We start from the raw sequence: 24,493 nt of genomic DNA, 5'->3' as shown, positions 1-24,493 counted from the left end.
TCAGCGGGGTGCGGCACCCTTTTTTGCGGTTACCGCTGCACGGTTGTCGCCGTGCAGTGATCGTCACCAGAAGTGGGCCACGTCCACTATCAGCCGGGACCCCGAACCCGGGCCGTCCAGTGTCAGGACCCGGAACGGCAGCCGGGCGCGGACGCCCATACCGATACTGGTGTAACCCTCGAAGCTTCCGGCGTAGACCACCTGCCGGAAGGTCTGGTAGCCGGCCACGTTGGACAGCTCGGCCTTGGCGGCGGGGTTGTAGGTGACGTTGCCGTTCTGGTCGTAGGAGGGTGCGTTCACGGTGACCTGCAGGCGAGCATTGCCCTGCACCGGAATGGTGAAGCCGGAGCCGTCCTGGACGATGTCCGGGACGTAGCGGACGGTGTAGCCCTTGACGGGGCCGTTGAGGTCGACCACCATCCGGTCGAAGCAGTAATGCTGCCCCGTGCGGACGTTGGTGACGGAGGCGGTGCTCAGATCCGGCCCGGTTTTGGCCAGGGATCCCCATGTGAGACCGCAATACGATGTGGCTGCCGAGGCGGGCCCCGGTGCCAGGATTCCCAGCCCGACGGCCGCGAGGAGCGCCGTGAGCCAGAGGAGGAGCTTTTTCATTGTGGGTGCCATCCAGAGGAAGTGGTGCGGTTGGATAGCTCAAGCGTAGGAGTGTCAGGTGCCCGAAACGAGGGTTGTAGCCGCTTCGGCGCGCAACCGTAAGGAACACCGGATCCGTGTCACGCGGCTGTAAATCCAGGGGCCATTTGCGGCTGTCCTTAACCGTTCCGGTGCCGTTTCTGGACCCGGCCGTTATGCCGGATAACGGCGCGGCGGAAAGACGAAACAGCGCCGGTCACCCGAAGGGGTGGCCGGCGCTGTCTTGCCCTTGAAGTTTCAGCCTTCGCACTCGCGGCAGTACTTCATGCCGTTCTTCTCGCGGGCCACCTGAGAGCGGTGGCGGACCAGGAAGCACGATGAGCAGGTGAATTCGTCTGACTGCTCGGGAACAACGATGACCGTCAGTTCCTCGTTGGAAAGATCGGCGCCGGGCAGGTCAATGCCCTCGGCCGTGTCGTTTTCGTCAACGTCGATAACCGCGGTCTGGGCGTTGCCGCCGCGGGAGGCCTGGAGGGCTTCGAGTGAGTCGCCGGGAGACTCTTCTTCTTGCTTGCGTGGAGCATCGTAATCGGTAGCCATAGCGTGTTCACTTTCGTTGCTGCACAGCGCCATTTCAGGCACCTCAGTGAAGCAGTTTAGGTCATAATGCCCTTACCCGCGCAATAGTGTGCTCAACCGGACAATCCAGCCTCTTGTGATGCGGTTTCTGAGTGCTTTCCGCGGGCCTGATCCGCCCCCGCCGCCACTCCGCTGAGCGCCGGCAGCCACCCCCAACGGGTGGCATCGGCCATAGCGTCGGCCGCCTGTCCGGGGGTCTCGTAGTAGAAGGCATCCGCCAGCCAGGTCCGGACTCGGGCGGGAAATCGGGTTGTCATGCCTGCGAGGCTACGCAGCCATTGTTGTGGGTGCGTTTCGTCCTGGTCTCGCCCAGATTAATCCGGTGCGGTAATACCCGGGTGGGCTCCTGCAAAAAGAAGTTGTTGACCCGTTCAAGGGCCACTCCTAAACTCAGGCATCGGTATTCCCGGTGGATTCTTTTCGCCCTTGATCTGGAAGTATCAGCGATGGCCACTGTTCATGAACACCAGGCGGAACCTGAGCTCCAGCAGTCCCTGCACGAGTTGCGCGGGCGGCTGCAGGGATCGTTGATCGAGCCGCAAGATGCCCAGTATGAGGAAGCCCGTGCGGTATGGAACGGCATGATCGACCTGCGTCCGCGTGCCATCGCAAGGGCAGGGGCCGTAGCGGACATCGACGTCGTCCTGGAGAGCGCGCGGCGCACAGGCCTCGCCCTGGCCGTCCGCGGCGGCGGGCACAACATCGCCGGCCACGGCACTGTGGAAGGCGGCCTGGTCCTGGACCTGGGATCGCACCGGGGCGTTAGCGTCGACGCCGAAAGCCGGCTTGTTGCCGTCGAACCCGGAGCGACCCTTGGGGACGTGGACCGGGCCACCGCCGCGCATGGCCTGGCAGTACCCCTAGGGGTCATCAGTGGAACGGGAGTGGCAGGACTCACCTTGGGCGGCGGGGTGGGCTGGCTGACCCGGAGCGGAGGCTTGAGCCTGGACAACCTGGACGCTGTGGAGGTGGTCACTCCCGCCGGGGAGCATGTCCGCGCCAGCGCCCAGGAGAACCCGGAGTTGTTCTGGGGAGTGCGCGGCGGCGGCGGAAACTTCGGCGTGGTGTCCTCCTTTACCTTCCGCGCCCTCGCGTTGCCGGCCGCGCCGTTGGGTGGGAATCTCTTCTACCGCCCGGACAACTGGCGCCATGCCCTTCTCGCTTTCGATGCGTGGACCAGGGATCTGCCCGACGAGATGAACTCCATCATCTCGTTCGTGGTACTCCCACCAGAGTTCGGCATGGGCAGCGAGCCCTGGATGAGCATTGGATTTGCGTGGGTAGCCGAAGACCACCAGGCAGGTCTGCGGCTCGTGGACCAGCTCCGCGTCGCTGCTCCGCCGGACGGCGAGGAGGTGGGACCGACGTCGTGGCCGGACTGGCAAAGCGTTATGGACGCCGTGTTCCCCAAGGGTTCACGCGGCTACTGGAAGAACCTTTCGTTCTCCCGCCTGGACGAGGAGGTGGTGGATGTTGTGGTTGGCTTCGCTTCCGGGCTGGCATGGGAGGGAACGGGCATCGATATCCATCACCTGGAGGGCGTGTTCGGGCGGGTGCCGGAAGACGCCACGGCGTTCCCGAACAGGTCCGCGCGGTACTGGCTCAACGTCTACGGATTCTGGCGCGATCCCGCCGAAGACGAACGGCTCACAGCATTCGCCCGCAAAGCCTACGCGGTGATGCAGCCGTTCGCGGAGCAGGGCGAATACGTCAACTTCCTGGGGGCGGAGCTGGGAGTGCAGGCGCCGGACGCCGCGCGCAGCGCCTACGGACAGGAAAAGTACCAGCGCCTCGTGGCCCTTAAGGACCGCTACGATCCGCAGAATCTCCTGCGCCTGAACCACAACATAGCGCCGTCGGGCGGTTAGCAGGCCGGGCAGGGCCGGGATCGGGCAAAAAAATAGAGCCCCCTGTCGGATTCGAACCGACGACCCCCGCTTTACAAGAGCGGTGCTCTGGCCAACTGAGCTAAGGAGGCGTGCCCTTGCGGGCGGGCGCCTGAACGACGCTAGATAAGGTTAGCCCAAGTCCTCCCGGTGGTAAAAACGCCGGCCTCGTTGGCGGTCAAGACAGGGGGGCCAAAGGAAAGAGCCCGCCTCCGGAATTGATCCGGAGGCGGGCCCTGTACAGAACCCTTAGGCCTTGGCGTCGATCGCGGCCTGGAGGAACTCGGGGAACGGGGTCTGGGCGCTGGCGCCCTTGCCCCACTGCCTGCCTTCCACAAAGACGCTCGGCGTGCCGGTGACTCCGATCGCTGAGGCCTCCTTGGTGGTGAACTTTACGAAGGGCCGGTAGGTCTTTTCGTCCACACAGCTGTTGATGTCAACGCCGATGTCCGAGGCCATGCTCTTGAGCTTGTCGTCTGAGAGCCCTGCGCCGCCTTCTGCAGGCTGGTTGGCGAAGAGTGCGTCCACAAACTCCGCGTACTTCTCCGGCGATTCGTTCACAACACAGGCGGCGGCGTTGGCTGCCCGCGACGAGTAGTTCGTGGTGGAGCGGCTGTCGAGGAATCCGAGCGCGCGGTATTCGACCGTAATCTTGCCTTCGTTGCGCAGGGACGTGAGCTGTTCGTTGTACTGGGCCTCGAAATTCTTGCAGACCGGGCAGATGAAGTCGATGTAGAGGACAACCTTCACCGGTTTGCCTGCTTCGGCCTCGGCGCCCGGAGCCACCACTTCGGCCGGCGCAGCCTGCGGGGGTTCGCCAACAGCGGCTGCGTCAACCGTGGCAGGGTCCAGCTTGGCAACTTCCGTGTTGGCCAGCAGCGTAACGCCGCCGTGGGCGTTGCCGTTGGCCGGCGTCGGGCCTTGGTCGGCAACCGGTCCGTTCTGCTTCATCGACGTGGTGACAACCAGTGCCACCACCACCAGGATGGCCACCACGGCAGCCACAATCCCCCACCCGATCAGCAGCTTGTTGCGCTTGTCCTTTTTCAGCTGCTCTTCGCGGATCAGCCGCGCTTTCTCGCGGGCGTCCGCGGTGCGCTCAGCCTTGGACTTACGTACTTCGTTTGCGGGGCTCATGTGTTCCTTGGGTCGATCGACGAGGGGGACCATTTCGTGGCAACCCCCTCATTTTAGGGGAGAAATCTGAGAGCTTGCTGGTTCAAGTATTCTTACGGGCCGGCCAAAAGACGAATAGCACCGAAGATTCCCTCCCGTTAGGGTGGGCTAAGAGGCACAAGCAACCCCAGGGGGCCGCAATGCAAACACCTGTCCAGGAAAATTCCGCCGCCGCAGCCGCACCAGGCGCCGCCGGCGCGGGCGAAAGCGCGGAGACCAAGTATGACTTCATGGTGGTCTCGAACAGGCTGCCCGTGGACCGCGTCGCTCCCGGCGAAAACGGCGACGACGGCTCCGGGTGGCGGCGATCCCCCGGCGGACTGGTGACGGCGCTGGCACCCATGATGACCAAGACCGACGGCGCCTGGGTGGGCTGGCACGGCGCCCCCGACGAGACCGTGGAACCCTTCAGCCACGGCGGCATGGACCTGGTGCCCGTCCAGCTCAGCGCGGACGACGTCGAGCTTTACTACGAAGGCTTCTCCAACGCCACCCTTTGGCCGCTTTACCATGACGTGATCGCCCCGCCGGAGTTCCACCGCACCTGGTGGGACGCCTACCGCATGGTGAACAAAAGGTTCGCCGACGCCGTCGTACGCCATGCCGACGACGGCGCGACGGTATGGATCCAGGACTACCAGCTGCAGCTGGTGCCGCGGATGCTCCGGGAAGCGCGGCCCGACCTCAAGATCGGCTTCTTCAACCACATCCCCTTCCCCCCGCCCGAGATCTTCGCCCAGCTGCCCTGGCGCCAGGCCATCATCGATGGCCTCCTCGGTGCTGACCTGGTGGGCTTCCAGCGGCCCAGCGACGCAGGCAACTTCATGCGCTCGGCCCGCCGCTTCCTGGGCGCCAGCGTCAAGCAGCAGCAGGTGCACGTCAAGGGCCAGGACGGGGAAATCACCCACATCGCCAGGGCCCAGGCGTTCCCCATTTCCATCGACGTGCGGCAGATCAGCGAGCTGGCCGCCAAACCGGAAATCATTGAGCGGGCACGGCAGATCCGCCAGGACCTCGGAAATCCGAAAACCATCCTGCTGGGTGTGGACCGCCTGGACTACACCAAGGGCATCCGGCACCGGCTGAAGGCGTTCGAGGAACTCCTGGCCGACGGCAAGCTGTCCGTCAGCGACGCCACCCTGATCCAGGTGGCCAGCCCCAGCCGTGAACGCGTTGAGCAGTACCGGCTCCTCCGTGAAGAGGTGGAGGGCACGGTGGGCCACATCAACGGTACCTACGACACCCTGGAGAACACGGCCGTCCGCTACCTGCACCACAGCTACCCGGTGGAGGAAATGGTGGCCCTGTACCTGGCGGCCGACGTCATGCTGGTCACCGCACTGCGGGACGGCATGAACCTGGTGGCCAAGGAATACGTCACGGCGCGCACCAACAACGACGGCGCGCTGGTGCTCAGCGAGTTCGCCGGCGCAGCGGACCAGCTCAAGCAGGCCCTGCTGATGAACCCGCACGACATCGACGGCCTGAAAAATGCCATCATGCGCGCCGTCGAGATGTCCCCCCGGGATGCGTCGCGGCGGATGCGGGCCATGCGGAAACAGATCCTGGAGCACGACGTGGACCACTGGTCCGCGGACTTCCTGCAGGCGTTGAAGGAGAAAGTGGTCCGCGATGACACGTGAGAACCGGACCGGAAACGGCAAGCTGGCGCTGACGCCGGAGCTCCGCCAAGCCATCCGCGCCATCGCCCGGACAGACCACCTGCTGGTGGCGATGGACTTTGACGGAACCATGGCGCCCATCGTGGGGCATGCCGACGACGCGCGGCCGCTTCCCCGGGCGGCCACAGCTTTCGCCGGGCTCGCCGTGCTGCCGCGCACGACGACGGCACTCATCTCCGGGCGCGCCCTCGCCAGCCTGCGCCAGGTCGCTTCGCCACCGGTGGACACACTCCTGATCGGCAGCCACGGGGCAGAAGCGTGGCTCGGCCCCGGGTCGGCCGGGCTGACGCTGGAAGATGAGCAGAAAGCACTCCTCGCCGAGGTGCGCAGCATCCTCGCCGACATTGTTGCGGAAGCGCCGGGCACCATGCTGGAGGACAAGCCGGCGGGCGTGGTGCTGCACACCCGCCAGGCCGCGGACGACGTGGCCGAGGATGCGGTGGCAGCTGCACGCTCGCTGCTGCAGGACCGCAAAGGCGTTTTCCTCAAGGACGGAAAGCGGGTCCTGGAAACCTCTGTGGTGAACGCGTCCAAGGGCGAGGGCGTCACGTTCCTGCGGCAGATCAGCGGTGCCAGCGCCGTCCTGTTCGCCGGCGACGACACCACTGATGAGGATGCGCTTGCCCGGCTGGAGCCCGGCGACGTGGGCATCAAAGTGGGCCTTGATTTCACCCAGGCGCAGTACCGTGTGGAAGCTCCTGTCCATGTGGCGGAGATGCTCGAAGTCCTGCTCCAGGAACGGAGCCTCGCCGTCGCGGAGGAAGACCCGCAGGGGTGACAGTTACGAAGCTCACTTGTGACGTTCGTAACATTCGCACCAATTCGAACAGTATCTGACATACTCTTCTTTGTGATGTGGCGCACAAGTACCGTGCGGCGTCACATGATGCTCTCTGGCCTTGGCCGGGGAGCATCTGCACCACAAAACTGAACAAACATGAACCATTCACAACGGATCGTCCGGCACGTACCTGCCGGTGAAGGGATTGATAACTGTGGCTACAGTTACTTTTGATAACGCTACGCGTCTGTACCCGGGCACAGAAAAGCCCGCCGTCGATAAGCTCAACATCGACATCGCCGATGGCGAATTCCTAGTCCTCGTTGGACCCTCCGGTTGCGGTAAGTCCACCTCCCTGCGCATGCTCGCAGGCCTCGAGGACGTCAACGCAGGCCGTATCCTCATTGGCGACCGCGATGTCACCGACGTTCCGCCGAAGGACCGCGACATCGCGATGGTTTTCCAGAACTACGCGTTGTACCCGCACATGACTGTGGCCGACAACATGGGCTTCGCCCTGAAGATCGCAGGCGTTTCCAAGGAAGAGCGCGCCGAGCGCGTCCGTGAAGCTGCAAAGCTCCTTGACCTTGAGCCCTACCTGGACCGTAAGCCGAAGGCACTCTCCGGCGGTCAGCGCCAGCGTGTTGCTATGGGCCGCGCCATCGTCCGTAACCCGCAGGTCTTCCTCATGGATGAGCCGCTGTCCAACCTGGACGCCAAGCTCCGCGTGCAGACCCGTACGCAGATCGCATCCCTGACCCGCCGCCTCGGCGTCACCACGGTCTACGTGACCCACGACCAGGTCGAGGCCATGACCATGGGTGACCGCGTCGCTGTGCTGAAGGACGGCCTCCTGATGCAGGTTGACACCCCGCGCAACCTCTACGACAAGCCCAAGAACGTCTTCGTTGCCGGCTTCATCGGCTCCCCTGCCATGAACCTGCTGGAACTGCCCGTCGTCGACGGCGGCGTCCAGTTCGGCGGCACGGTTTACCCTGTACCGCGCGACGTCCTCGAAGAAGCACACGGCTCCACCGTTACCCTCGGAAGCCGTCCCGAAGACCTCGAGACCGCTCCCCACGGCGAGGGCCTGAAGGTAGAGGTCGACGTCGTCGAAGAGCTGGGTGCCGACGCTTACGTGTACGGCCACACCACGCTTGACGGCAAGGACCACGACATCGTGGCACGCGTCGACGGCCGCCGCCCTCCGATGAAGGGCGAGTCCATCTACGTCCGTCCGCAGTCGGGCCACGTGCACCTGTTCGACACCAAGACCGGCCTGCGCCTGGGCGACTAATCCCCACCGGCGCCCTAACCACCGGCGCTGAATTACCGACGGCGGCCTCCTTATTGGACGGCCGCCGTCGGCCTTTTAACCGTTCCTGCAGAAGAATTAGCTGGCCGCGCCCATGTACGGAAGAATTGAAATATGACCGAGGAATACAGCGCCCAGTGGCACGACGAACCCACCGACTATGCGCAGGTGGGCAAACTGCCCCGGTTCGTTGCGGCGAGTGCCGATGACGGCAAGATCGCCTCGGTCTCCAGCTCGCTGAACATCACGGCAGCAGCGGCTGATCCTGAACTGCTTGACCTGCCGTGGCACATCGCGCTGGAGGACTGGCCGGCAGAAAACCTGGCCGCCCTTCCCCGCGGCATCTCCCGGCACATCGTCCGGTTCGCCCACCTCGGCGGTTCGGTGATCGCCATCAAGGAAACCTCCGAGCACGTCGCCCGGCATGAGTACCACATGCTCCGCAAACTGGCCCGGCTGGACGTTCCGTGCGTGGAGCCGGTTGCCGTCATCACAGGCCGCACCACGTTGGATGGAAGGCCGCTGAACCCAGTGCTGGTCACCCGGCACCTGAAGTTCTCCATGCCCTACCGCGCCCTCTTCTCCCAGATGCTCCGCAAGGACACCCTCACCAGGCTCATCGACGCGCAGGCGCTGCTGCTGGTGCGGCTGCACCTGATCGGCTTCTACTGGGGCGACGTCTCCTTGTCCAACACGTTGTTCCGCCGCGACGCCGGCGCCTTTGCCGCCTACCTCGTGGACGCCGAAACCGGTGAGCTGTATCCGGACCTTTCCATGGGCCAGCGCGAGTACGATCTGGAAATTGCCCGCGTGAACATCGCCGGAGAGCTGATGGACCTGCTGGACGGCGGGCTGATCGAGGAAAAGGTGGACCCCGTAGCCACCAGCGAGCTCATTATGGACAGCTACCGCCGCCTGTGGGCGGAACTGACGGAGAAGGAATCCTTCGAACTCGGCGAACGCTGGCGGGTGGGAGCGCGCATCCGGCGGCTCAACGAACTCGGCTTCGACGTCGAGGAGTACGCCATCAAGACTACCCAGAACGGGACCACCATCCAGCTCCAGCCCAAGGTGGTGGACGCCGGGCACCACATGCGGCGCCTGCTGCGGCTGACCGGCCTGGACGCCCAGGAGAACCAGGCGCGGCGGCTGCTCAATGACATGGATTCCTTCCGGGCGGACAACAACCCGGACATGGACGAGGAATACAGTGCCCACCTGTGGGTCAGCCAGATTTTCGAGCCGATCGTCCGGTCCATTCCGCGCGACCTCTCCGGAAAACTGGAGCCGGCCGAAGCGGTGCACGAGGTCCTGGAGCACCGCTGGTACATGTCCGAAAAGCAGGAGCGGCACATTCCCTTGGCGGAGGCCGTCCAGTCCTACATCGACTCCATCCTGCGGCACCGCCGGGATGAAGCGGCCATCATGCTGGACCCGCCCACCGGGCTGCTGAAGATCCTCGAAGTGGAGACTGAGGAGTCGCGGTACGGCGACGACGAGGACGTCGACGAATACCCGGACTCTGACGACTAAACGCTAGATCGCCTTTCCGGGGTTCAGGATCCCTGCCGGATCGAACAGGTCCTTGATCCGGCGCTGGAGTTCCCGGAGCGGTTCGGGCTGTTCCTGGCCCAGCCACCGCAGTTTGTACTGGCCCACGCCGTGTTCGCCGGTGATGGTGCCACCCATGCCCAGGGCTGCCGTAATGGATTCGTCCAGTACCCGATGGAGCCTCCCCAGCGCCTCGCCGTCCACCGCGTTGTCCTTGCGGTCGATCCAGAAAGTCGGGTGCAGGTTCCCGTCGCCGGCGTGTGCCACCACTTTGAGGTGCACGTCGTGTTTCACGGCCATGACCTCCAGGGCGGCCACGTAGTCAACCAGGCGCGAGCGGGGAACGGCAACGTCCTCCCCCACCCGGAACTCGTCGTCCACTTCCACGCCCCGGCTGTGGCGCCTCAGTTCCACGAGCCGTTCCGCTTCCGCACTGGCTTCAGTGGTAACAGTTGCCCCGCCGGCTGCCAGGACTTCCCGGACCATCCGGGCCTCGGCCGCGGCGCCGAAGCCGTCCGTCTGGATCAGCAGCAGGGAGCTTCCGCGGGCGGTCAGGTCCGAGCCGTGGATGCTGTCCAGCTGGGCCAGCGTGCCGCCGTCGAGCAGTTCCATAATGGCCGGCTGGACCCGTGCCCTGCCCACGGCCAGGACCCCGGTTGCGGCTTGGCGGAAGTCCGGGTAGAAGGCGGCGACAGTGTGCACGTCCCGGGGTAGGTACTTCAGGCGCACGGTCACGCCCACCACGATGCCCAACGTCCCTTCCGACCCCACAAAGAGCCCGGTGAGGTCGTACCCGGCAACGCCCTTGAAGGTCTGATGGCCGGTGTGCAGGAGCGAGCCGTCCGCGAGGACGACGTCCAGCGCCAGGACGGAGTCCCGGGTGACGCCGTACTTGGCGCAGCGCAGACCGCCGGCATTCGTCGCTACGTTTCCGCCGATGGTTGAGCTGCGAAAGCTGGCGGGGTCCGGCGCGTACATCAGCCCATGTTCCGCGGCAGCCTCATTGAGCACGGCGTTGATGACGCCCGGCTCCACCACTGCTGTTTCATCGTCCGGGCTCAGCGACAGGACCCGGTCCATCCGCTCGAGGGACAGGATGATGCAGTCTTTTGTGGCATGGGCGCCGCCCGACACTCCCGTTCCCGCTCCACGGGGCACAATCGTCACCTTGCGGGCCGCACAGATCCGTACCACTGCCTGCACGTCTGGCACGGACTCGGGAAACACCACCGCCAAGGGGAGCTGATAATCAAGGACGGGTGCCTGGTCCACCGCATACCGGCGAAGGGTGATCTCTTCCCGGTCCACCTGGCCAGCCGACAGGATGGTCTCCAGCTCCTCGATTGCCACGCTTCCCACAAGGCCTCCATCCGCCGTCGCACGTTTTCCATCAGTCTATTGGCCGGAGCCTGTAACACTCATGCAAGCGCTTCCAGTCCTGACCAGCAGAAACAGTGATATGGACGCGAAGGCGGCTCTAAGCAATCGTGGAAGCGTTTCCATAAAGGCGGTAACGCGACCTAAGCTTGGGCTCATGTCTGTTGAAACCCTGACACCCGCCGCGGGTCCGCTGACCCTGATCCACCCTGCCGACAACCTGCCGGGCTGGTGGCGATCTGCCGTGATCTACCAGGTGTACCCCCGCTCGTTCCGTGACCTGAATGGCGACGGCGTGGGAGACCTTGCGGGCATCACGGAAGAGTTGCCCCATCTGGCGGACCTCGGGGTGGACGCCGTGTGGCTGTCCCCCTTCTACCGTTCCCCCCAGCGGGATGCCGGATACGACGTCAGTGACTACTGCGACGTGGACCCGATCTTCGGCACGCTCGGGGACTTCGACGTGATGATGGCCGAATCCCACCGGCTGGGCCTGCGGGTCATCGTGGACCTCGTTCCCAACCACTGCTCCGACCAGCACGCCCTGTTCCAGGCGGCCCTCGCCGCACCTGCCGGCAGCCCTGAACGGGACATGTTCATTTTCCGGGACGGCACCGGCCCCGAGGGCAACAAGCCGCCCAACAACTGGCAGTCCCACTTCGGCGGGCCCGCCTGGACCCGGGTGACCAACCCGGACGGCCGGCCGGACCAGTGGTACCTGCACCTCTTCGACTCCTCCCAGCCCGACTTCAATTGGGACAACCCGGCCGTCCACAGCGAATTCGAGCGGATCCTCCGGTTCTGGCTGGACCGGGGTGTCTCCGGCTTCCGCGTGGACGTAGCGCACGCGCTGGTGAAGGCGCCCGGACTCCCCGCCTGGGGCGGGCGGGCCGACGGCGGAAGTTCAGACGGCTTCCCCGGCCATGAGGCCCCGATGTTCGGCCAGCCGGCCATCCACGACATCTACCGTAACTGGCGCAGGATCCTCGACGAATACGGCCCTGACCGGATCCTCTGCGCGGAAGCCAGCGTCGACCTGCCCCGCCTCGCCCACTGGGTCAGGCCGGACGAAATGCACCAGGCATTCAACTTTCCGTACCTGCACGCGGGACTGGACGTGTACCGGCTTCGCTCGGTCATCACGGACTCCTTGACCATCCTGGACGGCGTGGGTGCTCCCAGCACCTGGGTGCTGTCCAATCACGACGTCGTCCGGCATGCCAGCCGCTTCGGCTACAACGGGCAGGGGCCACGGGATGGCGACGGCATCGGCCCGGCAGATCCACAACCCGACACCGATCTGGGAAGACAGCGGGCCGCAGCCGCATCGCTGTTTATGCTGGGGCTGCCCGGTGCGGCGTATCTCTACCAGGGCGAGGAGCTTGGCCTGCCCGACGGCATTGATATTCCCGGGCACCTCCGCCAGGATCCTACGTTCGCGCGTACCGGCGGGCAACGTCTGGGCAGGGACGGCTGCCGGGTTCCCCTCCCGTGGCGCGCCGCCGAAACCCACCTCGGCTTCGGCCACGGTGACGACCCCTGGCTGCCCATTCCTGCCTCATTTGGGGAATTGGCGCGGGACGTGCAGGCCACTTCGCCGTCGTCGCACCTTGCTCTTTACCGGACCATGCTCGCGGTGCGCCGCGAGCTGGACCTGGGGCGGGGGTCCCTGGCGTGGGCGGAGGACTGGTGCACATGTTCGTCCTTGGCGTATGTCAACGGCGCTACGCTGGTGCTTATGAACCTCAACCACGAGCCGCTGGAGATGCCTTCCGGGCAGGTCCTCGTCCGCAGTACCTCCTCGCATTCGGAAGGCCTGCTGGGGTCGGGCGAAACGGCTTGGATCCGCATCTCTTCCGCAGGGTGAGCATGGCGGGCATCAAGGACGTCGCAGACAGGGCCGGGCTATCCATCGCCACTGTCTCGCGGGCGCTGAGCGGAAAGTCCAATGTCTCTGCGAAGAGCAAGAAGCTGGCGCTGGAGGCGGCGGGGGAACTGGGGTTCGTCCCGTCCTACCATGCCTCCAGCCTTGCTTCCGGCCGGAACCACAACATCGGCCTGGTGGTACCGTCCATCCACCGCTGGTACTTCTCCTCCGTTCTGGAGGGTGTGTCTGAGACGCTGCTGGATGCCGGCTACGACCTGACGCTGTACAACGTAGGCGACCAGCCCGAGCGCCGCCGCAGCGTGCTGAACGATTTCCTCCTCCGGAAGCGCCTGGACGCGGTCATCGCAGTGGCCCTGGTCCTGAGTGACGCCGAAATCCAGCAGCTGCTGGCTGTCCACCGTCCCATCGTGGGTATCGGCGGCACCCTGCCGGGGGCTTCCACCATCAGGATCGACGACGAACGGCTCGCCCGGATGGCCACTGACCACCTGATCCGGCTTGGACATACGCAGATAGCCCATGTCACCGGTGATGCGGCCCTGAACCAGGACTTCAAGCTGCCCGGCATCCGCCAGGGCGGTTATCAGAAGGCCATGACGGCGGCCGGTTTGGAGATCCGGCCGGAATGGCAGATCAGTGCGGATTTCACCGTCCAGGGCGCGTACTCCGCGGCTCGCCGCCTTTTGGGCAGCGCCGCAGAACGGCCAACCGCTGTCTTCGCGGCCTCGGACGAAATGGCAGTTGGCACCATCCTCGCGGCCCGGGACTTCGGGCTGCAGGTACCGCAGGATCTCTCGGTGGTGGGAATGGACGGGCACGAGCTAGGCGAGACGTTCGGCTTGACCACGGTAGACCAGGCTCCCCGCAGGCAGGGCGTTCTGGCGGCTGCCACTGCGCTGCAGCTGCTCGAGGCCGGCACGAAGGATGCCGCCGATGGATCCATCCCGCAGGAAGCCGACCAGGAGTTCCCCACGGAGTTTGTGATCAGGACAAGTACAGCCGTCCCCCGGGCCCCGCGCGGCCGTTAGCGGCCCTCACTCCCGCCTGCATCCGGGGCGCCCATAAAGCGGGCATACCTGGCGAGAATATCGGGCCACGCCTCCACGTACCGTTGACGCTCCGCGCCGGGGTTCTCGGCCCCCTCCCAGCCGTCGTGGAAGACACGCACCTCCGTGCCCTCCCCTACCGCGCGGAAGGCCACCCGCAGCTCGGTTGACCAGAGCGCCGTGGAGCCCGGGTGCCAGGTCGCGTGGAACGACAATGGCGGCTGCCAGTCGTCGAGTGTTCCCCAGGTGCTGGTCCGGCCGTCGTCCGCCGTCTCCAGGATGAGGTTTTCCTCAAACTCAACATACGAACCGGCGCCGTAGATGCCAAATGACTCCAGGGGCCACCAGAGGTGCGTATGGTCGGTAAACCCGGCGAAGGCGTGGGCAACGGACCCGGGCACGATCACTGTGTTGACCACCGGTTCGAGGAGCCCGGCGGGCGCTTGATCGTCGCTTCCGAAGGGCTCGGCACCGTGGCTGAAGAGGCTGTTCATGGTGCCCAACTCTACCCGTGCAGCCCCTTCCCACAACGCTCCATCACGTCCTGCAGCTTTTGAGGCGACGCGCCATCACGTCCTGCAGGCTCCGACCCAACGCCCCATCACTTCCAGGAGTTCGACGGCGGCGCTGCTCCCCCTGGTGATAGTGCGTTCGCCCGGTGGGCTCGGGAGCTGATGGGGCGTTCCGGGATGTGGCGCGGGACGTGGTGGAGGGTTTCGCGGATCGGTGCGGGAGGTGATGGGGCGTTCCCTGGATGGGTGCGGGAGGTGATGGGGCGTGTTGGTGGTTTGGGGGGTTAAAGCAGAGTAGGGCCCTGACGTCGTTTGTCAGGGCCCTACTCTTTAATTTATGTCCGGCGGTGACCTACTCTCCCACACCCTCCCGGGTGCAGTACCATCGGCGCTGTGGGTCTTAGCTTCCGGGTTCGGAATGGGACCGGGCGTTTCCCCCACGCTATGACCGCCGTAACCCTTCTACCCGTCACACACCCTTTGCGGGGTGGTGTGGGAAATCTGTGGTTACAACATGTTCTGCAGTGATGCAGCAGTGGTGTTGTTATTCAATTGTGTGTTCCTGTGGCAACGAAACCATTGGTTTGGTTTGTTGTTTGGGAACCACATAGTGGACGCAAGCAGTCTTGTTTCTTTTTACCATCACCTGGTGTGAACGTCTTTGAAGAGTCCGTTCACGGTGGATGGTGTGTGGTGTAAGTTATCGGCCTATTAGTACCGGTCAGCTTCACGAGTCGTTAGTCCTCGCTTCCACATCCGGCCTATCAACCCAGTGGTCTGGCTGGGGGCCTCTCACACACAAGGTGTATGGAAATCTCATCTTGAAGCGAGCTTCCCGCTTAGATGCTTTCAGCGGTTATCCCATCCGAACGTAGCTAATCAGCGGTGCACTTGGCAGTACAACTGACACACCAGAGGTTCGTCCGTCCCGGTCCTCTCGTACTAAGGACAGCCCTTCTCAAATTTCCTGCGCGCGCAGCGGATAGGGACCGAACTGTCTCACGACGTTCTAAACCCAGCTCGCGTACCGCTTTAATGGGCGAACAGCCCAACCCTTGGGACCTACTCCAGCCCCAGGATGCGACGAGCCGACATCGAGGTGCCAAACCATGCCGTCGATATGGACTCTTGGGCAAGATCAGCCTGTTATCCCCGAGGTACCTTTTATCCGTTGAGCGACGGCCATTCCACAATGTACCGCCGGATCACTAGTCCCGACTTTCGTCCCTGCTCGAGATGTCTCTCTCACAGTCAAGCTCCCTTGTGCACTTACACTCGACACCTGATTGCCAACCAGGCTGAGGGAACCTTTGGGCGCCTCCGTTACTTTTTAGGAGGCAACCGCCCCAGTTAAACTACCCATCAGGCACTGTCCCTGACCCGGATTACGGGCCGAAGTTAGATGTCCAAAGTGACCAGAGTGGTATTTCAACGATGACTCCACCCGAACTGGCGTCCGGGCTTCAACGTCTCCCACCTATCCTACACAAGCCACTCCGAACACCAATACCAAACTATAGTAAAGGTCTCGGGGTCTTTCCGTCCTGCTGCGCGTAACGAGCATCTTTACTCGTACTGCAATTTCGCCGAGTTTATGGTTGAGACAGCGGGGAAGTCGTTACTCCATTCGTGCAGGTCGGAACTTACCCGACAAGGAATTTCGCTACCTTAGGATGGTTATAGTTACCACCGCCGTTTACTGGGGCTTAAATTCTCAGCTTCGCCGTGAGGCTAACCGGTCCTCTTAACCTTCCAGCACCGGGCAGGAGTCAGTCCGTATACATCGTCTTGCGACTTCGCACGGACCTGTGTTTTTAGTAAACAGTCGCTTCCCCCTGGTCTCTGCGGCCCCGATCCCCTCCGGACAGCTTGTGTCCATCAAGGTTGGGGCCCCCCTTCTCCCGAAGTTACGGGGGCATTTTGCCGAGTTCCTTAACCATAATTCTCTCGATCGCCTTAGTATTCTCTACCTGATCACCTGTGTCGGTTTGGGGTACGGGCGGCTAAAACCTCGCGTCGATGCTTTTCTCGGCAGCATAGGATCACCAAATCCCCCCAAACGGGGGTCCCATCAGATCTCAGGCATCATGAACAGCGGATTTGCCTACCGTTCGCCCTACATCCTTAGACCGGGACAACCATCGCCCGGCTCGGCTACCTTCCTGCGTCACACCTGTTAATACGCTTGCCTCCCAGGATCAGGTCCTGCGCTCCACCAAAACCCTCACACCACAAGGGTGATCGGGCAGGTCTCGGGCAGTTAGTATCCCCTGTTCAGCATGGGCGGTTTTTCGCCGGTACGGGAATATCAACCCGTTGTCCATCGACTACGCCTGTCGGCCTCGCCTTAGGTCCCGACTTACCCAGGGCAGATTAGCTTGACCCTGGAACCCTTGATCATTCGGCGGACGGGTTTCTCACCCGTCTTTCGCTACTCATGCCTGCATTCTCACTCGTGTAGGCTCCACCGCTGGTTTACACCGCGACTTCACCGCCCACACGACGCTCCCCTACCCATCCAGACGCCTGAACCACAAGGGCTTAGCAAAAATCTGAATGCCACAACTTCGGCGGTGTACTTGAGCCCCGCTACATTGTCGGCGCGGAATCACTTGACCAGTGAGCTATTACGCACTCTTTTAAGGATGGCTGCTTCTAAGCCAACCTCCTGGTTGTCTGGGCAACTCCACATCCTTTCCCACTTAGCACACGCTTAGGGGCCTTAGTTGGTGGTCTGGGCTGTTTCCCTCTCGACTATGAAGCTTATCCCCCACAGTCTCACTGCTGCGCTCTCACTTACCGGCATTCGGAGTTTGGCTGACGTCAGTAACCTTGTAGGGCCCATTAGCCATCCAGTAGCTCTACCTCCAGCAAGAAACACGCAACGCTGCACCTAAATGCATTTCGGGGAGAACCAGCTATCACGAAGTTTGATTGGCCTTTCACCCCTACCCACAGCTCATCCCCTCCATTTTCAACTGAAGTGGGTTCGGTCCTCCACGACGTCTTACCGTCGCTTCAACCTGGCCATGGGTAGATCACTTCGCTTCGGGTCTAGATCACGCCACTGCAACGCCCTATTCAGACTCGCTTTCGCTACGGCTTCCCCACACGGGTTAACCTCGCGACGTAACACTAACTCGCAGGCTCATTCTTCAAAAGGCACGCCGTCACAACTACTAAGGTTGCTCCGACGGATTGTAAGCACACGGTTTCAGGTACTGTTTCACTCCCCTCCCGGGGTACTTTTCACCTTTCCCTCACGGTACTGGTCCGCTATCGGTCATTAGGGAGTATTTAGGCTTATCAGGTGGTCCTGACAGATTCACACGGGATTTCTCGGGCCCCGTGCTACTTGGGATACTCTCCAGGCGGTACACAACATTACGGTTACGGGGCTCACACCCTCTCTGGCCGGCCTTTCAAGACCGTTCACCTATGCCTGCACATCACACCCCACTGTCCCGGCAGAGACAGAACGGAAAGTCCCACAACCCCGACCATGCAACGCCCGCCGGCTATCACACATGGAACGGTTTAGCCTGATCCGCGTTCGCTCGCCACTACTAACGGAATCACTATTGTTTTCTCTTCCTGCGGGTACTGAGATGTTTCACTTCCCCGCGTTCCCTCCACGCACCCTATGTGTTCAGATGCGGGTCACCAGATCACTCGCGCGTCTGGCGGGGTTTCCCCATTCGGACACCCTGGGATCACAGTCCGGTTATCGACTCCCCCAGGCTTATCGCAGATTCCTACGTCCTTCTTCGGCTCCTAATGCCAAGGCATCCACCGTGTGCTCTTAAAAACTTGACCACAAAAGATCAAAAAACTAATTCACGAGAGAACCACGAAAACCAACCACACCCAACAACCACCAACCCCCAAAAAGAGGCCAGTCATCACCAAGCGCAGCCAGATCCAGGTTCATATTCTTGGAAATTGCTTCTTATAAAAGATGCTCGCGTCCACTATGTAGTTCTCAAACAACAACCCCAAACCACACACCCCACACAACAACCCCCGAAAGGGCCTCCGCGCATGATCGGTGCAGCCAGGAAACCAGAAACAAACAAACCCAGGGGAACCACAGCCAAAGCCACGAACAACCCCCGGCCCTGTTGCCTCAGGACCCAACAGTGTGCCAAACACTAAACCACCCGCACCCCAACCCCGCCGTTCCAGGACACCAAAGCATCCGTACTAGACAAGAAAGAAACACAAGCAGCCGCTATTCGTTGATATTCCACCCATGAGCACCCGCCGCAGAACTTGCGTCTGCGCAACGGGCTTTTACTCCTGACAAACCCCCACACCACATACATGGCATGAACAATCCGTAGGTGCTCCTTAGAAAGGAGGTGATCCAGCCGCACCTTCCGGTACGGCTACCTTGTTACGACTTAGTCCCAATCGCCAGTCCCACCTTCGACAGCTCCCTCCCACAAGGGGTTAGGCCACCGGCTTCGGGTGTTACCAACTTTCGTGACTTGACGGGCGGTGTGTACAAGGCCCGGGAACGTATTCACCGCAGCGTTGCTGATCTGCGATTACTAGCGACTCCGACTTCATGGGGTCGAGTTGCAGACCCCAATCCGAACTGAGACCGGCTTTTTGGGATTAGCTCCACCTCACAGTATCGCAACCCTTTGTACCGGCCATTGTAGCATGCGTGAAGCCCAAGACATAAGGGGCATGATGATTTGACGTCGTCCCCACCTTCCTCCGAGTTGACCCCGGCAGTCTCCTATGAGTCCCCACCATCACGTGCTGGCAACATAGAACGAGGGTTGCGCTCGTTGCGGGACTTAACCCAACATCTCACGACACGAGCTGACGACAACCATGCACCACCTGTAAACCGACCGCAAGCGGGGCACCTGTTTCCAGGCGTTTCCGGTTCATGTCAAGCCTTGGTAAGGTTCTTCGCGTTGCATCGAATTAATCCGCATGCTCCGCCGCTTGTGCGGGCCCCCGTCAATTCCTTTGAGTTTTAGCCTTGCGGCCGTACTCCCCAGGCGGGGCACTTAATGCGTTAGCTACGGCGCGGAAAACGTGGAATGTCCCCCACACCTAGTGCCCAACGTTTACGGCATGGACTACCAGGGTATCTAATCCTGTTCGCTCCCCATGCTTTCGCTCCTCAGCGTCAGTTAATGCCCAGAGACCTGCCTTCGCCATCGGTGTTCCTCCTGATATCTGCGCATTTCACCGCTACACCAGGAATTCCAGTCTCCCCTACATCACTCTAGTCTGCCCGTACCCACCGCAGATCCGGAGTTGAGCCCCGGACTTTCACGGCAGACGCGACAAACCGCCTACGAGCTCTTTACGCCCAATAATTCCGGATAACGCTTGCGCCCTACGTATTACCGCGGCTGCTGGCACGTAGTTAGCCGGCGCTTCTTCTGCAGGTACCGTCACTTTCGCTTCTTCCCTACTGAAAGAGGTTTACAACCCGAAGGCCGTCATCCCTCACGCGGCGTCGCTGCATCAGGCTTGCGCCCATTGTGCAATATTCCCCACTGCTGCCTCCCGTAGGAGTCTGGGCCGTGTCTCAGTCCCAGTGTGGCCGGTCACCCTCTCAGGCCGGCTACCCGTCGTCGCCTTGGTGAGCCATTACCTCACCAACAAGCTGATAGGCCGCGAGTCCATCCAAAACCACAAAAAAGCTTTCCACCAACCACCATGCGATGATCAGTCATATCCGGTATTAGACCCAGTTTCCCAGGCTTATCCCAGAGTTAAGGGCAGGTTACTCACGTGTTACTCACCCGTTCGCCACTAATCCCCCCAGCAAGCTGGAGATCATCGTTCGACTTGCATGTGTTAAGCACGCCGCCAGCGTTCATCCTGAGCCAGGATCAAACTCTCCGTTGAAGAAAAACAGACACAACCCCCAGCCCCGGGAAAACGGGACCAAAAGCTGCACAAAATTTGAAACCAGCTGTAAAAACCAGACCACCCACAGGGGCGGGCAGCCCGGCAAATCCAACCAATTTAATAAAAAATCGGTATCAACAAACTTGGCACACTATTGAGTTCTCAAACAACAGACACACCCGACACCACCCAAACCAAACATTCAGGATCGCTCCGGAGCAACTTTTCAAACTTACCGGCTGGCTTCTCACTTGTCAAACCGGCCTCCGCGACCCTCATCAACTTGAGGTTTGAGGGTCGGTTTTTCCGTCTGACTCCGTGGAGCAGCGCGGAAATAAACTCTACCACCACTCTTCCGGGATGGCCAACCGGCCCTGCCCGCAGCGCCTCTGGGTAGGGTATCTGGCCACGAAAAAGCCCGGAATCACAAGGATCCCGGGCCCTTCCGGCACAAATAAACCGAGGGTCAGCCGGCGGTCGGCGCCGCCGGCTTGAAGTACGCAGCACCCAGCGGCGGCAAGGTGACGCTCAGCGTGGCCGGCTGTCCGTCCTGCCCCTCCCCGGTCGCCTTCAGTTCACCGTTGTTGAGCACACCGGATCCGCCGTAGGTGGTGGCATCGGTGTTAAGCACCTCAGTCCAGGCACCGGCCTCCGGGACTCCGAGTGTGTAGCCGGCATGCGGTGCGCCGGAGAAGTTGATGGCACAGACCAGGGGGTTGCCCTCCTTGTCCCAGCGGAGGAACGACAGGACGTTGCGGTCCGCGTCTCCCCCGTTGATCCACTGGAAGCCGCCCGGTTCGTTATCGCGGCTGTAGAGCGCCGGCGTGGAGGCGTAGAGCTCGTTGAGGTCCTTGGTCAGCAGCTGGATTCCCTTGTGGGCCGGAATATCCGCAAGCCACCAGTCGAGCCCGTGCTGTTCGGACCATTCCGCTTCCTGCCCGAATTCCGTGCCCATGAAAATGAGCTGCTTGCCGGGGTGGGCCCACTGGTATGCCAGGAAGGCGCGCAGGTTGGCCAGTTGCTGCCAACGGTCGCCGGGCATCTTCCGGAGCATGGAGCCCTTGCCGTGGACTACCTCATCGTGGCTGATGGGCAGCAGGAAGTTCTCCGTGAAGGCGTAGACCAGGGAGAACGTGACGGTGCCGTGGTGCCACTTGCGGTTGACCGGGTCCTCGGAGGCGTACTTGAGGGAGTCGTGCATCCAGCCCATGTTCCACTTCAGGCCGAACCCCAGGCCGCCGTGCGCGGTGGGAGCAGTCACGCCCGGGAAAGCCGTGGATTCTTCCGCGATCATCACCGCTCCGGGGTGCGTCTTGTACACGGTAGCGTTCACTTCCTGGAGGAAGGAGATCGCTTCCAGGTTCTCCCGGCCGCCGAAGCGGTTGGGCCGCCACTGCCCCTCCTCACGGGAGTAGTCCAGGTAGAGCATGGAAGCTACCGCATCCACGCGCAGGCCGTCGATGTGGAACTCCTCCAGCCAGTACAGCGCGTTGGCCACGAGGAAGTTGCGGACCTCGGTCCGGCCGAAGTCGAAGATCAGCGTGCCCCAGTCCGGGTGTTCACCCAGGGAAGGATCTGCATGCTCATAGAGTGGCTCGCCGTCGAACTGGGCCAGGGCCCAGGCGTCCTTCGGGAAGTGCGCGGGCACCCAGTCCAGCAGGACACCGATCCCGGCCTGGTGGAGTGCGTCCACCAGGAACCGGAATTCGTCCGGGTGGCCGAACCGGGAGGTGGGTGCGAAGTACGAGGTGACCTGGTAGCCCCACGAGCCGCCGAAGGGGTGCTCTGCCACCGGCATGAACTCCACGTGGGTGAACCCCAGCCACTTGACGTAGTCCACCAGTTCCTTGGCCAGTTCCTTGTAGCCCAGCCCCAGGCGCCAGGAACCGAGGTGCACTTCGTAGACGCTCATGGCCGAGTTGTGCGGATCCCGCTTGGCCCGGGCCTCCATCCACTCGTCGTCCTTGAAGGCGTACGAGGGCTCCACAACCCGCGAGGCCGTCAGCGGCGGGACCTCGGTTCCGAAGGCGAGAGGATCGGCTTTTTCCACCCAGTAGCCGGACCTGGTGCGGATCTCGAATTTGTAGCACGCCCCCGCTGTTACACCGGGAATGAAGATTTCCCAGACCCCGGAGGAGCCGAGGGAGCGGAGCGAATTCTCGCGCCCGTCCCAGGCGTTGAAATCGCCCTTGATCCGCACGGCCTGGGCGTTGGGCGCCCAGACGGCAAAGGACACGCCGTCCACGTCGCCGAGTGAGGACTTGTAGTGCTGGACGTGCGCGCCCAGCACCTGCCACAGCTTCTCGTGCCGGCCTTCGCCGATGAGGTGAAGGTCCACTTCACCCACGGTGGGCAGGTACCGGTACGGCTCGTCCACGGTGACGGGTTCGGCACCCGGGTAGGTGACGGCAAGGCGGTAGTCCGGGACGTGGCCCTGCTGCAGGGGCTCCATCACGGCCACCCAGACACCGTGGGCCTCATGTTCCATCGGAATTTCACCCGCGGCGGTGATCACGGTGACGGACTCGGCCAAATGCTTCACGGTACGGATGGTGACGTGGCCGTAGTCGTCGAGGTGCGCGCCAAGGACGGAGTGGGGGGCGTGGTGTTCGCCGTTCGCGATCCTGCCAAGGATGCCTGCATCCACATGCAGCGGCACCCCCGGATGGTCGGTTCGTGCTGAGCCTGTCATTTCGTTACCTTCCGATGCTGCCCCGGCCTGGTCGCCGGCGCCGTTACCGCTGAGGAGCCGCCTGGCGGCGTTCACGGGGATCGCCAGCCAGTCGGGCCTGTTACGCATTTCATAAACTACTTCGTAGAGTGCCTTGTCCAGCCACAATGCCACAAAGAGGGGCGAGTCCTTGTCCACGGTGCCGGGCGTGACCTCCGCATAGCCGGCAAGGAACGCGGCGGCGCACTCGTCAACCCAGGAGGCGGGCACCTGCGCGCCTTCCTGCTCGCGCTGCGCGGCCCCTGCCGCATAGTCGAAGGACCGCAGCATCCCCACCACGTCGCGGAGGGGAACGTCGGGGAAATTCCGTTCGGCGATGGGACGCAGCGGTTCGCCTTCAAAGTCGAGGATTGCCCACCGGGGCGGTTGTCCGGCCTGCCCGGGCACCTGGAGGATCTGGCCCAGGTGGAGGTCTCCGTGGATCCGCTGCAGCGGACCTGCAGGGACGCCGTCGAGCCCGTCCAGCAGGTTGTCCAGGGCTGCGTCGTAAGGCCCGACGGCGGAGGCGGCTTCCGCCCAGGCCTGCCGGACCCGCTGGGCTACTCCCGGCGCGATCACCTTGCCGGGCTCGGCCTCCTTGGATTGGCCAAGTGCTTCGGCCAGCCGGCGGTGCACCGTTGCGGTGGCGGCGCCGAGGGCGCGCGCCTCCGCCGTAAAGTCGATTCCGGACCGCGCCGCATCAACAGCAAGGCGCCAGGCATCAAGCCCGCCGGCCAGGAACTCATGCGCTACGGCCAACTCCCCCTCCGCGTGCCGGGAACCCGTAGCAGTCCCATCCGGGGAAGGGACGCCCTGCGCCAGCCACTCGCCGCGGACCCAGCCGAGGGTGGCCGGGACTTCAGCAGTACCCGCAGAGGTGAGGGCGGCCCCCACCTCGACTTCGGGGTTGGTCCCTTCTGACAGGACGCGGAAGAACTTCACGATAGTGGCAGCTTCGCCGTCGTCCACGATCACTGAAGTGTTGGACTGCTCCCCCGAAAGGACTTTGACCACGCCCCGGGCGGTGGGCAGCTTGTGGTCCCCCGGACTGCGGAACCCGGCGGCCGTGCCGCTGGGCGCTTTCTCCCCGCCGCGCATCAGTTCAAGCCACGCCCCCACAAAGTCCGGATCGTGCACTGCGTCGTAGATCCAGGGCCTGGAAGGATCCGTTCCCGCGGCTTCACCGATGAGCGCCCGTTCCATGCCCGCCGCCGGTGCCGGCCGGAAACTCAAGGGGACCTGCACCACTTCGGTGCGCCGGCCGCCGTCGGCCCCCTTGGTGGTGACCTTCAGCAGGAACACTGCGAGCGCCGCATGGCCGGAAGGATCCTCCAGCCCCAGGCTGCCCGCCTGGGCCACCTCGAAGCCGGGTGTCTTGACGGGGAACCAGCGTTGCCTCGGAAGCCATTCCTGAAGCAGCGCGGTCAGGGCGGGAGTAAGGATGGGCTGGTTCATG

General features: G+C 62.9%; 14 protein-coding genes, 1 tRNA gene and 3 rRNA genes. 7 read left to right on the top strand and 11 right to left on the bottom strand.

The annotated features are described in order from the left end of the window. Positions 1 to 63: 63 nt before the first annotated feature. The 3 genes from QFZ36_RS17090 to QFZ36_RS17080 form a co-directional block, all read right to left on the bottom strand. Complete coding sequence (locus QFZ36_RS17090) at positions 64 to 612, bottom strand: AMIN-like domain-containing (lipo)protein (protein WP_306638147.1); 549 nt, start codon at positions 610 to 612, stop codon at positions 64 to 66. Positions 613 to 888: 276 nt separating this feature from the next. Next, on the bottom strand, positions 889 to 1,191 hold the full coding sequence (locus QFZ36_RS17085; protein WP_142043716.1) for a DUF4193 domain-containing protein: 303 nt from the start codon (positions 1,189 to 1,191) through the stop codon (positions 889 to 891). A 92-nt stretch (positions 1,192 to 1,283) separates the two neighbouring features. Then, positions 1,284 to 1,487 (bottom strand): hypothetical protein, encoded by a 204-nt coding sequence (locus tag QFZ36_RS17080; RefSeq protein WP_306638146.1) that lies wholly within the window; start codon positions 1,485 to 1,487, stop codon positions 1,284 to 1,286. Positions 1,488 to 1,676: 189 nt separating this feature from the next. Between QFZ36_RS17080 and QFZ36_RS17075 the strand changes: the two genes are divergently transcribed. After that, a complete protein-coding gene (locus QFZ36_RS17075; protein ID WP_306638145.1) occupies positions 1,677 to 3,098 on the top strand; it encodes an FAD-binding oxidoreductase in 1,422 nt (473 codons plus the stop codon). 36 nt (positions 3,099 to 3,134) lie between these two features. Here the strand turns inward: QFZ36_RS17075 and QFZ36_RS17070 are convergent. Both QFZ36_RS17070 and QFZ36_RS17065 read right to left on the bottom strand, forming a co-directional pair. After that, positions 3,135 to 3,208, bottom strand: a tRNA-Thr gene (locus QFZ36_RS17070). A 157-nt stretch (positions 3,209 to 3,365) separates the two neighbouring features. Continuing rightward, a complete protein-coding gene (locus QFZ36_RS17065; RefSeq protein ID WP_306638144.1) occupies positions 3,366 to 4,253 on the bottom strand; it encodes a DsbA family protein in 888 nt (295 codons plus the stop codon). Between the two features lie 179 nt (positions 4,254 to 4,432). Here QFZ36_RS17065 and QFZ36_RS17060 point away from each other — a divergent pair, with 179 nt between their 5' ends. The 4 genes from QFZ36_RS17060 (at position 4,433) to QFZ36_RS17045 (ending at position 9,603) form a co-directional block, all read left to right on the top strand. Then, on the top strand, positions 4,433 to 5,935 hold the full coding sequence (locus tag QFZ36_RS17060; RefSeq protein ID WP_306638143.1) for an alpha,alpha-trehalose-phosphate synthase (UDP-forming): 1,503 nt from the start codon (positions 4,433 to 4,435) through the stop codon (positions 5,933 to 5,935). Beyond that, positions 5,925 to 6,752 (top strand): trehalose-phosphatase, encoded by an 828-nt coding sequence (gene otsB, locus QFZ36_RS17055; RefSeq protein ID WP_306638142.1) that lies wholly within the window; start codon positions 5,925 to 5,927, stop codon positions 6,750 to 6,752. Before QFZ36_RS17060 ends, otsB begins: the two co-directional genes overlap by 11 nt. Positions 6,753 to 6,969: 217 nt before the next feature. Next, positions 6,970 to 8,052, top strand: coding sequence for an ABC transporter ATP-binding protein (locus tag QFZ36_RS17050; RefSeq protein WP_306638141.1), 1,083 nt, complete (start codon positions 6,970 to 6,972; stop codon positions 8,050 to 8,052). 132 nt (positions 8,053 to 8,184) lie between these two features. Next, complete coding sequence (locus tag QFZ36_RS17045) at positions 8,185 to 9,603, top strand: DUF4032 domain-containing protein (protein ID WP_306638140.1); 1,419 nt, start codon at positions 8,185 to 8,187, stop codon at positions 9,601 to 9,603. 3 nt (positions 9,604 to 9,606) lie between these two features. Here QFZ36_RS17045 and QFZ36_RS17040 read toward each other — a convergent pair whose 3' ends face one another. Then, on the bottom strand, positions 9,607 to 10,980 hold the full coding sequence (locus QFZ36_RS17040) for an FAD-binding oxidoreductase (RefSeq protein ID WP_306638139.1): 1,374 nt from the start codon (positions 10,978 to 10,980) through the stop codon (positions 9,607 to 9,609). A 175-nt stretch (positions 10,981 to 11,155) separates the two neighbouring features. Between QFZ36_RS17040 and QFZ36_RS17035 the strand changes: the two genes are divergently transcribed. Beyond that, positions 11,156 to 12,865 carry a glycoside hydrolase family 13 protein gene (locus QFZ36_RS17035; protein ID WP_306638138.1) on the top strand — a complete coding sequence of 570 codons (1,710 nt, stop codon included), beginning with the start codon at positions 11,156 to 11,158 and terminating at the stop codon, positions 12,863 to 12,865. A 2-nt stretch (positions 12,866 to 12,867) separates the two neighbouring features. Further along, positions 12,868 to 13,914, top strand: coding sequence for a LacI family DNA-binding transcriptional regulator (locus QFZ36_RS17030; RefSeq protein ID WP_306638137.1), 1,047 nt, complete (start codon positions 12,868 to 12,870; stop codon positions 13,912 to 13,914). Here QFZ36_RS17030 and QFZ36_RS17025 read toward each other — a convergent pair. From QFZ36_RS17025 to QFZ36_RS17005, 5 genes are all read right to left on the bottom strand, one after another. Beyond that, positions 13,911 to 14,426 (bottom strand): hypothetical protein, encoded by a 516-nt coding sequence (locus QFZ36_RS17025; protein ID WP_306638136.1) that lies wholly within the window; start codon positions 14,424 to 14,426, stop codon positions 13,911 to 13,913. The two genes, QFZ36_RS17030 and QFZ36_RS17025, sit on opposite strands and share 4 nt — an antisense overlap. A gap of 357 nt (positions 14,427 to 14,783) precedes the next feature. Beyond that, positions 14,784 to 14,900, bottom strand: a 5S ribosomal RNA gene (gene rrf / locus QFZ36_RS17020). Between the two features lie 234 nt (positions 14,901 to 15,134). Continuing rightward, positions 15,135 to 18,260, bottom strand: a 23S ribosomal RNA gene (locus QFZ36_RS17015). A gap of 538 nt (positions 18,261 to 18,798) precedes the next feature. Continuing rightward, a 16S ribosomal RNA gene (locus tag QFZ36_RS17010) occupies positions 18,799 to 20,324 on the bottom strand. The 16S, 23S and 5S rRNA genes sit together here, the layout of an rRNA operon. A gap of 469 nt (positions 20,325 to 20,793) precedes the next feature. Further along, positions 20,794 to 24,492, bottom strand: a complete 3,699-nt coding sequence (locus tag QFZ36_RS17005; RefSeq protein WP_306638135.1) for a 1,4-alpha-glucan branching enzyme — start codon at positions 24,490 to 24,492, stop codon at positions 20,794 to 20,796. Position 24,493 lies beyond the last annotated feature (1 nt).

The organism is Pseudarthrobacter siccitolerans, from assembly GCF_030823375.1.
Taxonomy (GTDB): domain Bacteria; phylum Actinomycetota; class Actinomycetes; order Actinomycetales; family Micrococcaceae; genus Arthrobacter; species Arthrobacter siccitolerans_A.
Note: the sequence above shows the minus strand (reverse complement) of the source record. Positions and strands in the feature narration are given on the sequence as shown.

Excerpts from the sequence above, each read along its gene's own strand:
- QFZ36_RS17090 (WP_306638147.1), bottom strand. The coding sequence starts at position 612 with ATGAAAAAGCTCCTCCTCTGGCTCACGGCGCTCCTCGCGGCCGTCGGG.
- QFZ36_RS17085 (WP_142043716.1), bottom strand. The coding sequence starts at position 1,191 with ATGGCTACCGATTACGATGCTCCACGCAAGCAAGAAGAAGAGTCTCCC.
- QFZ36_RS17080 (WP_306638146.1), bottom strand. The coding sequence starts at position 1,487 with ATGACAACCCGATTTCCCGCCCGAGTCCGGACCTGGCTGGCGGATGCC.
- QFZ36_RS17075 (WP_306638145.1), top strand. The coding sequence starts at position 1,677 with ATGGCCACTGTTCATGAACACCAGGCGGAACCTGAGCTCCAGCAGTCC.
- QFZ36_RS17065 (WP_306638144.1), bottom strand. The coding sequence starts at position 4,253 with ATGAGCCCCGCAAACGAAGTACGTAAGTCCAAGGCTGAGCGCACCGCG.
- QFZ36_RS17060 (WP_306638143.1), top strand. The coding sequence starts at position 4,433 with ATGCAAACACCTGTCCAGGAAAATTCCGCCGCCGCAGCCGCACCAGGC.
- otsB (WP_306638142.1), top strand. The coding sequence starts at position 5,925 with ATGACACGTGAGAACCGGACCGGAAACGGCAAGCTGGCGCTGACGCCG.
- QFZ36_RS17045 (WP_306638140.1), top strand. The coding sequence starts at position 8,185 with ATGACCGAGGAATACAGCGCCCAGTGGCACGACGAACCCACCGACTAT.
- QFZ36_RS17035 (WP_306638138.1), top strand. The coding sequence starts at position 11,156 with ATGTCTGTTGAAACCCTGACACCCGCCGCGGGTCCGCTGACCCTGATC.
- QFZ36_RS17030 (WP_306638137.1), top strand. The coding sequence starts at position 12,868 with ATGGCGGGCATCAAGGACGTCGCAGACAGGGCCGGGCTATCCATCGCC.
- QFZ36_RS17025 (WP_306638136.1), bottom strand. The coding sequence starts at position 14,426 with ATGAACAGCCTCTTCAGCCACGGTGCCGAGCCCTTCGGAAGCGACGAT.
- QFZ36_RS17005 (WP_306638135.1), bottom strand. The coding sequence starts at position 24,492 with ATGAACCAGCCCATCCTTACTCCCGCCCTGACCGCGCTGCTTCAGGAA.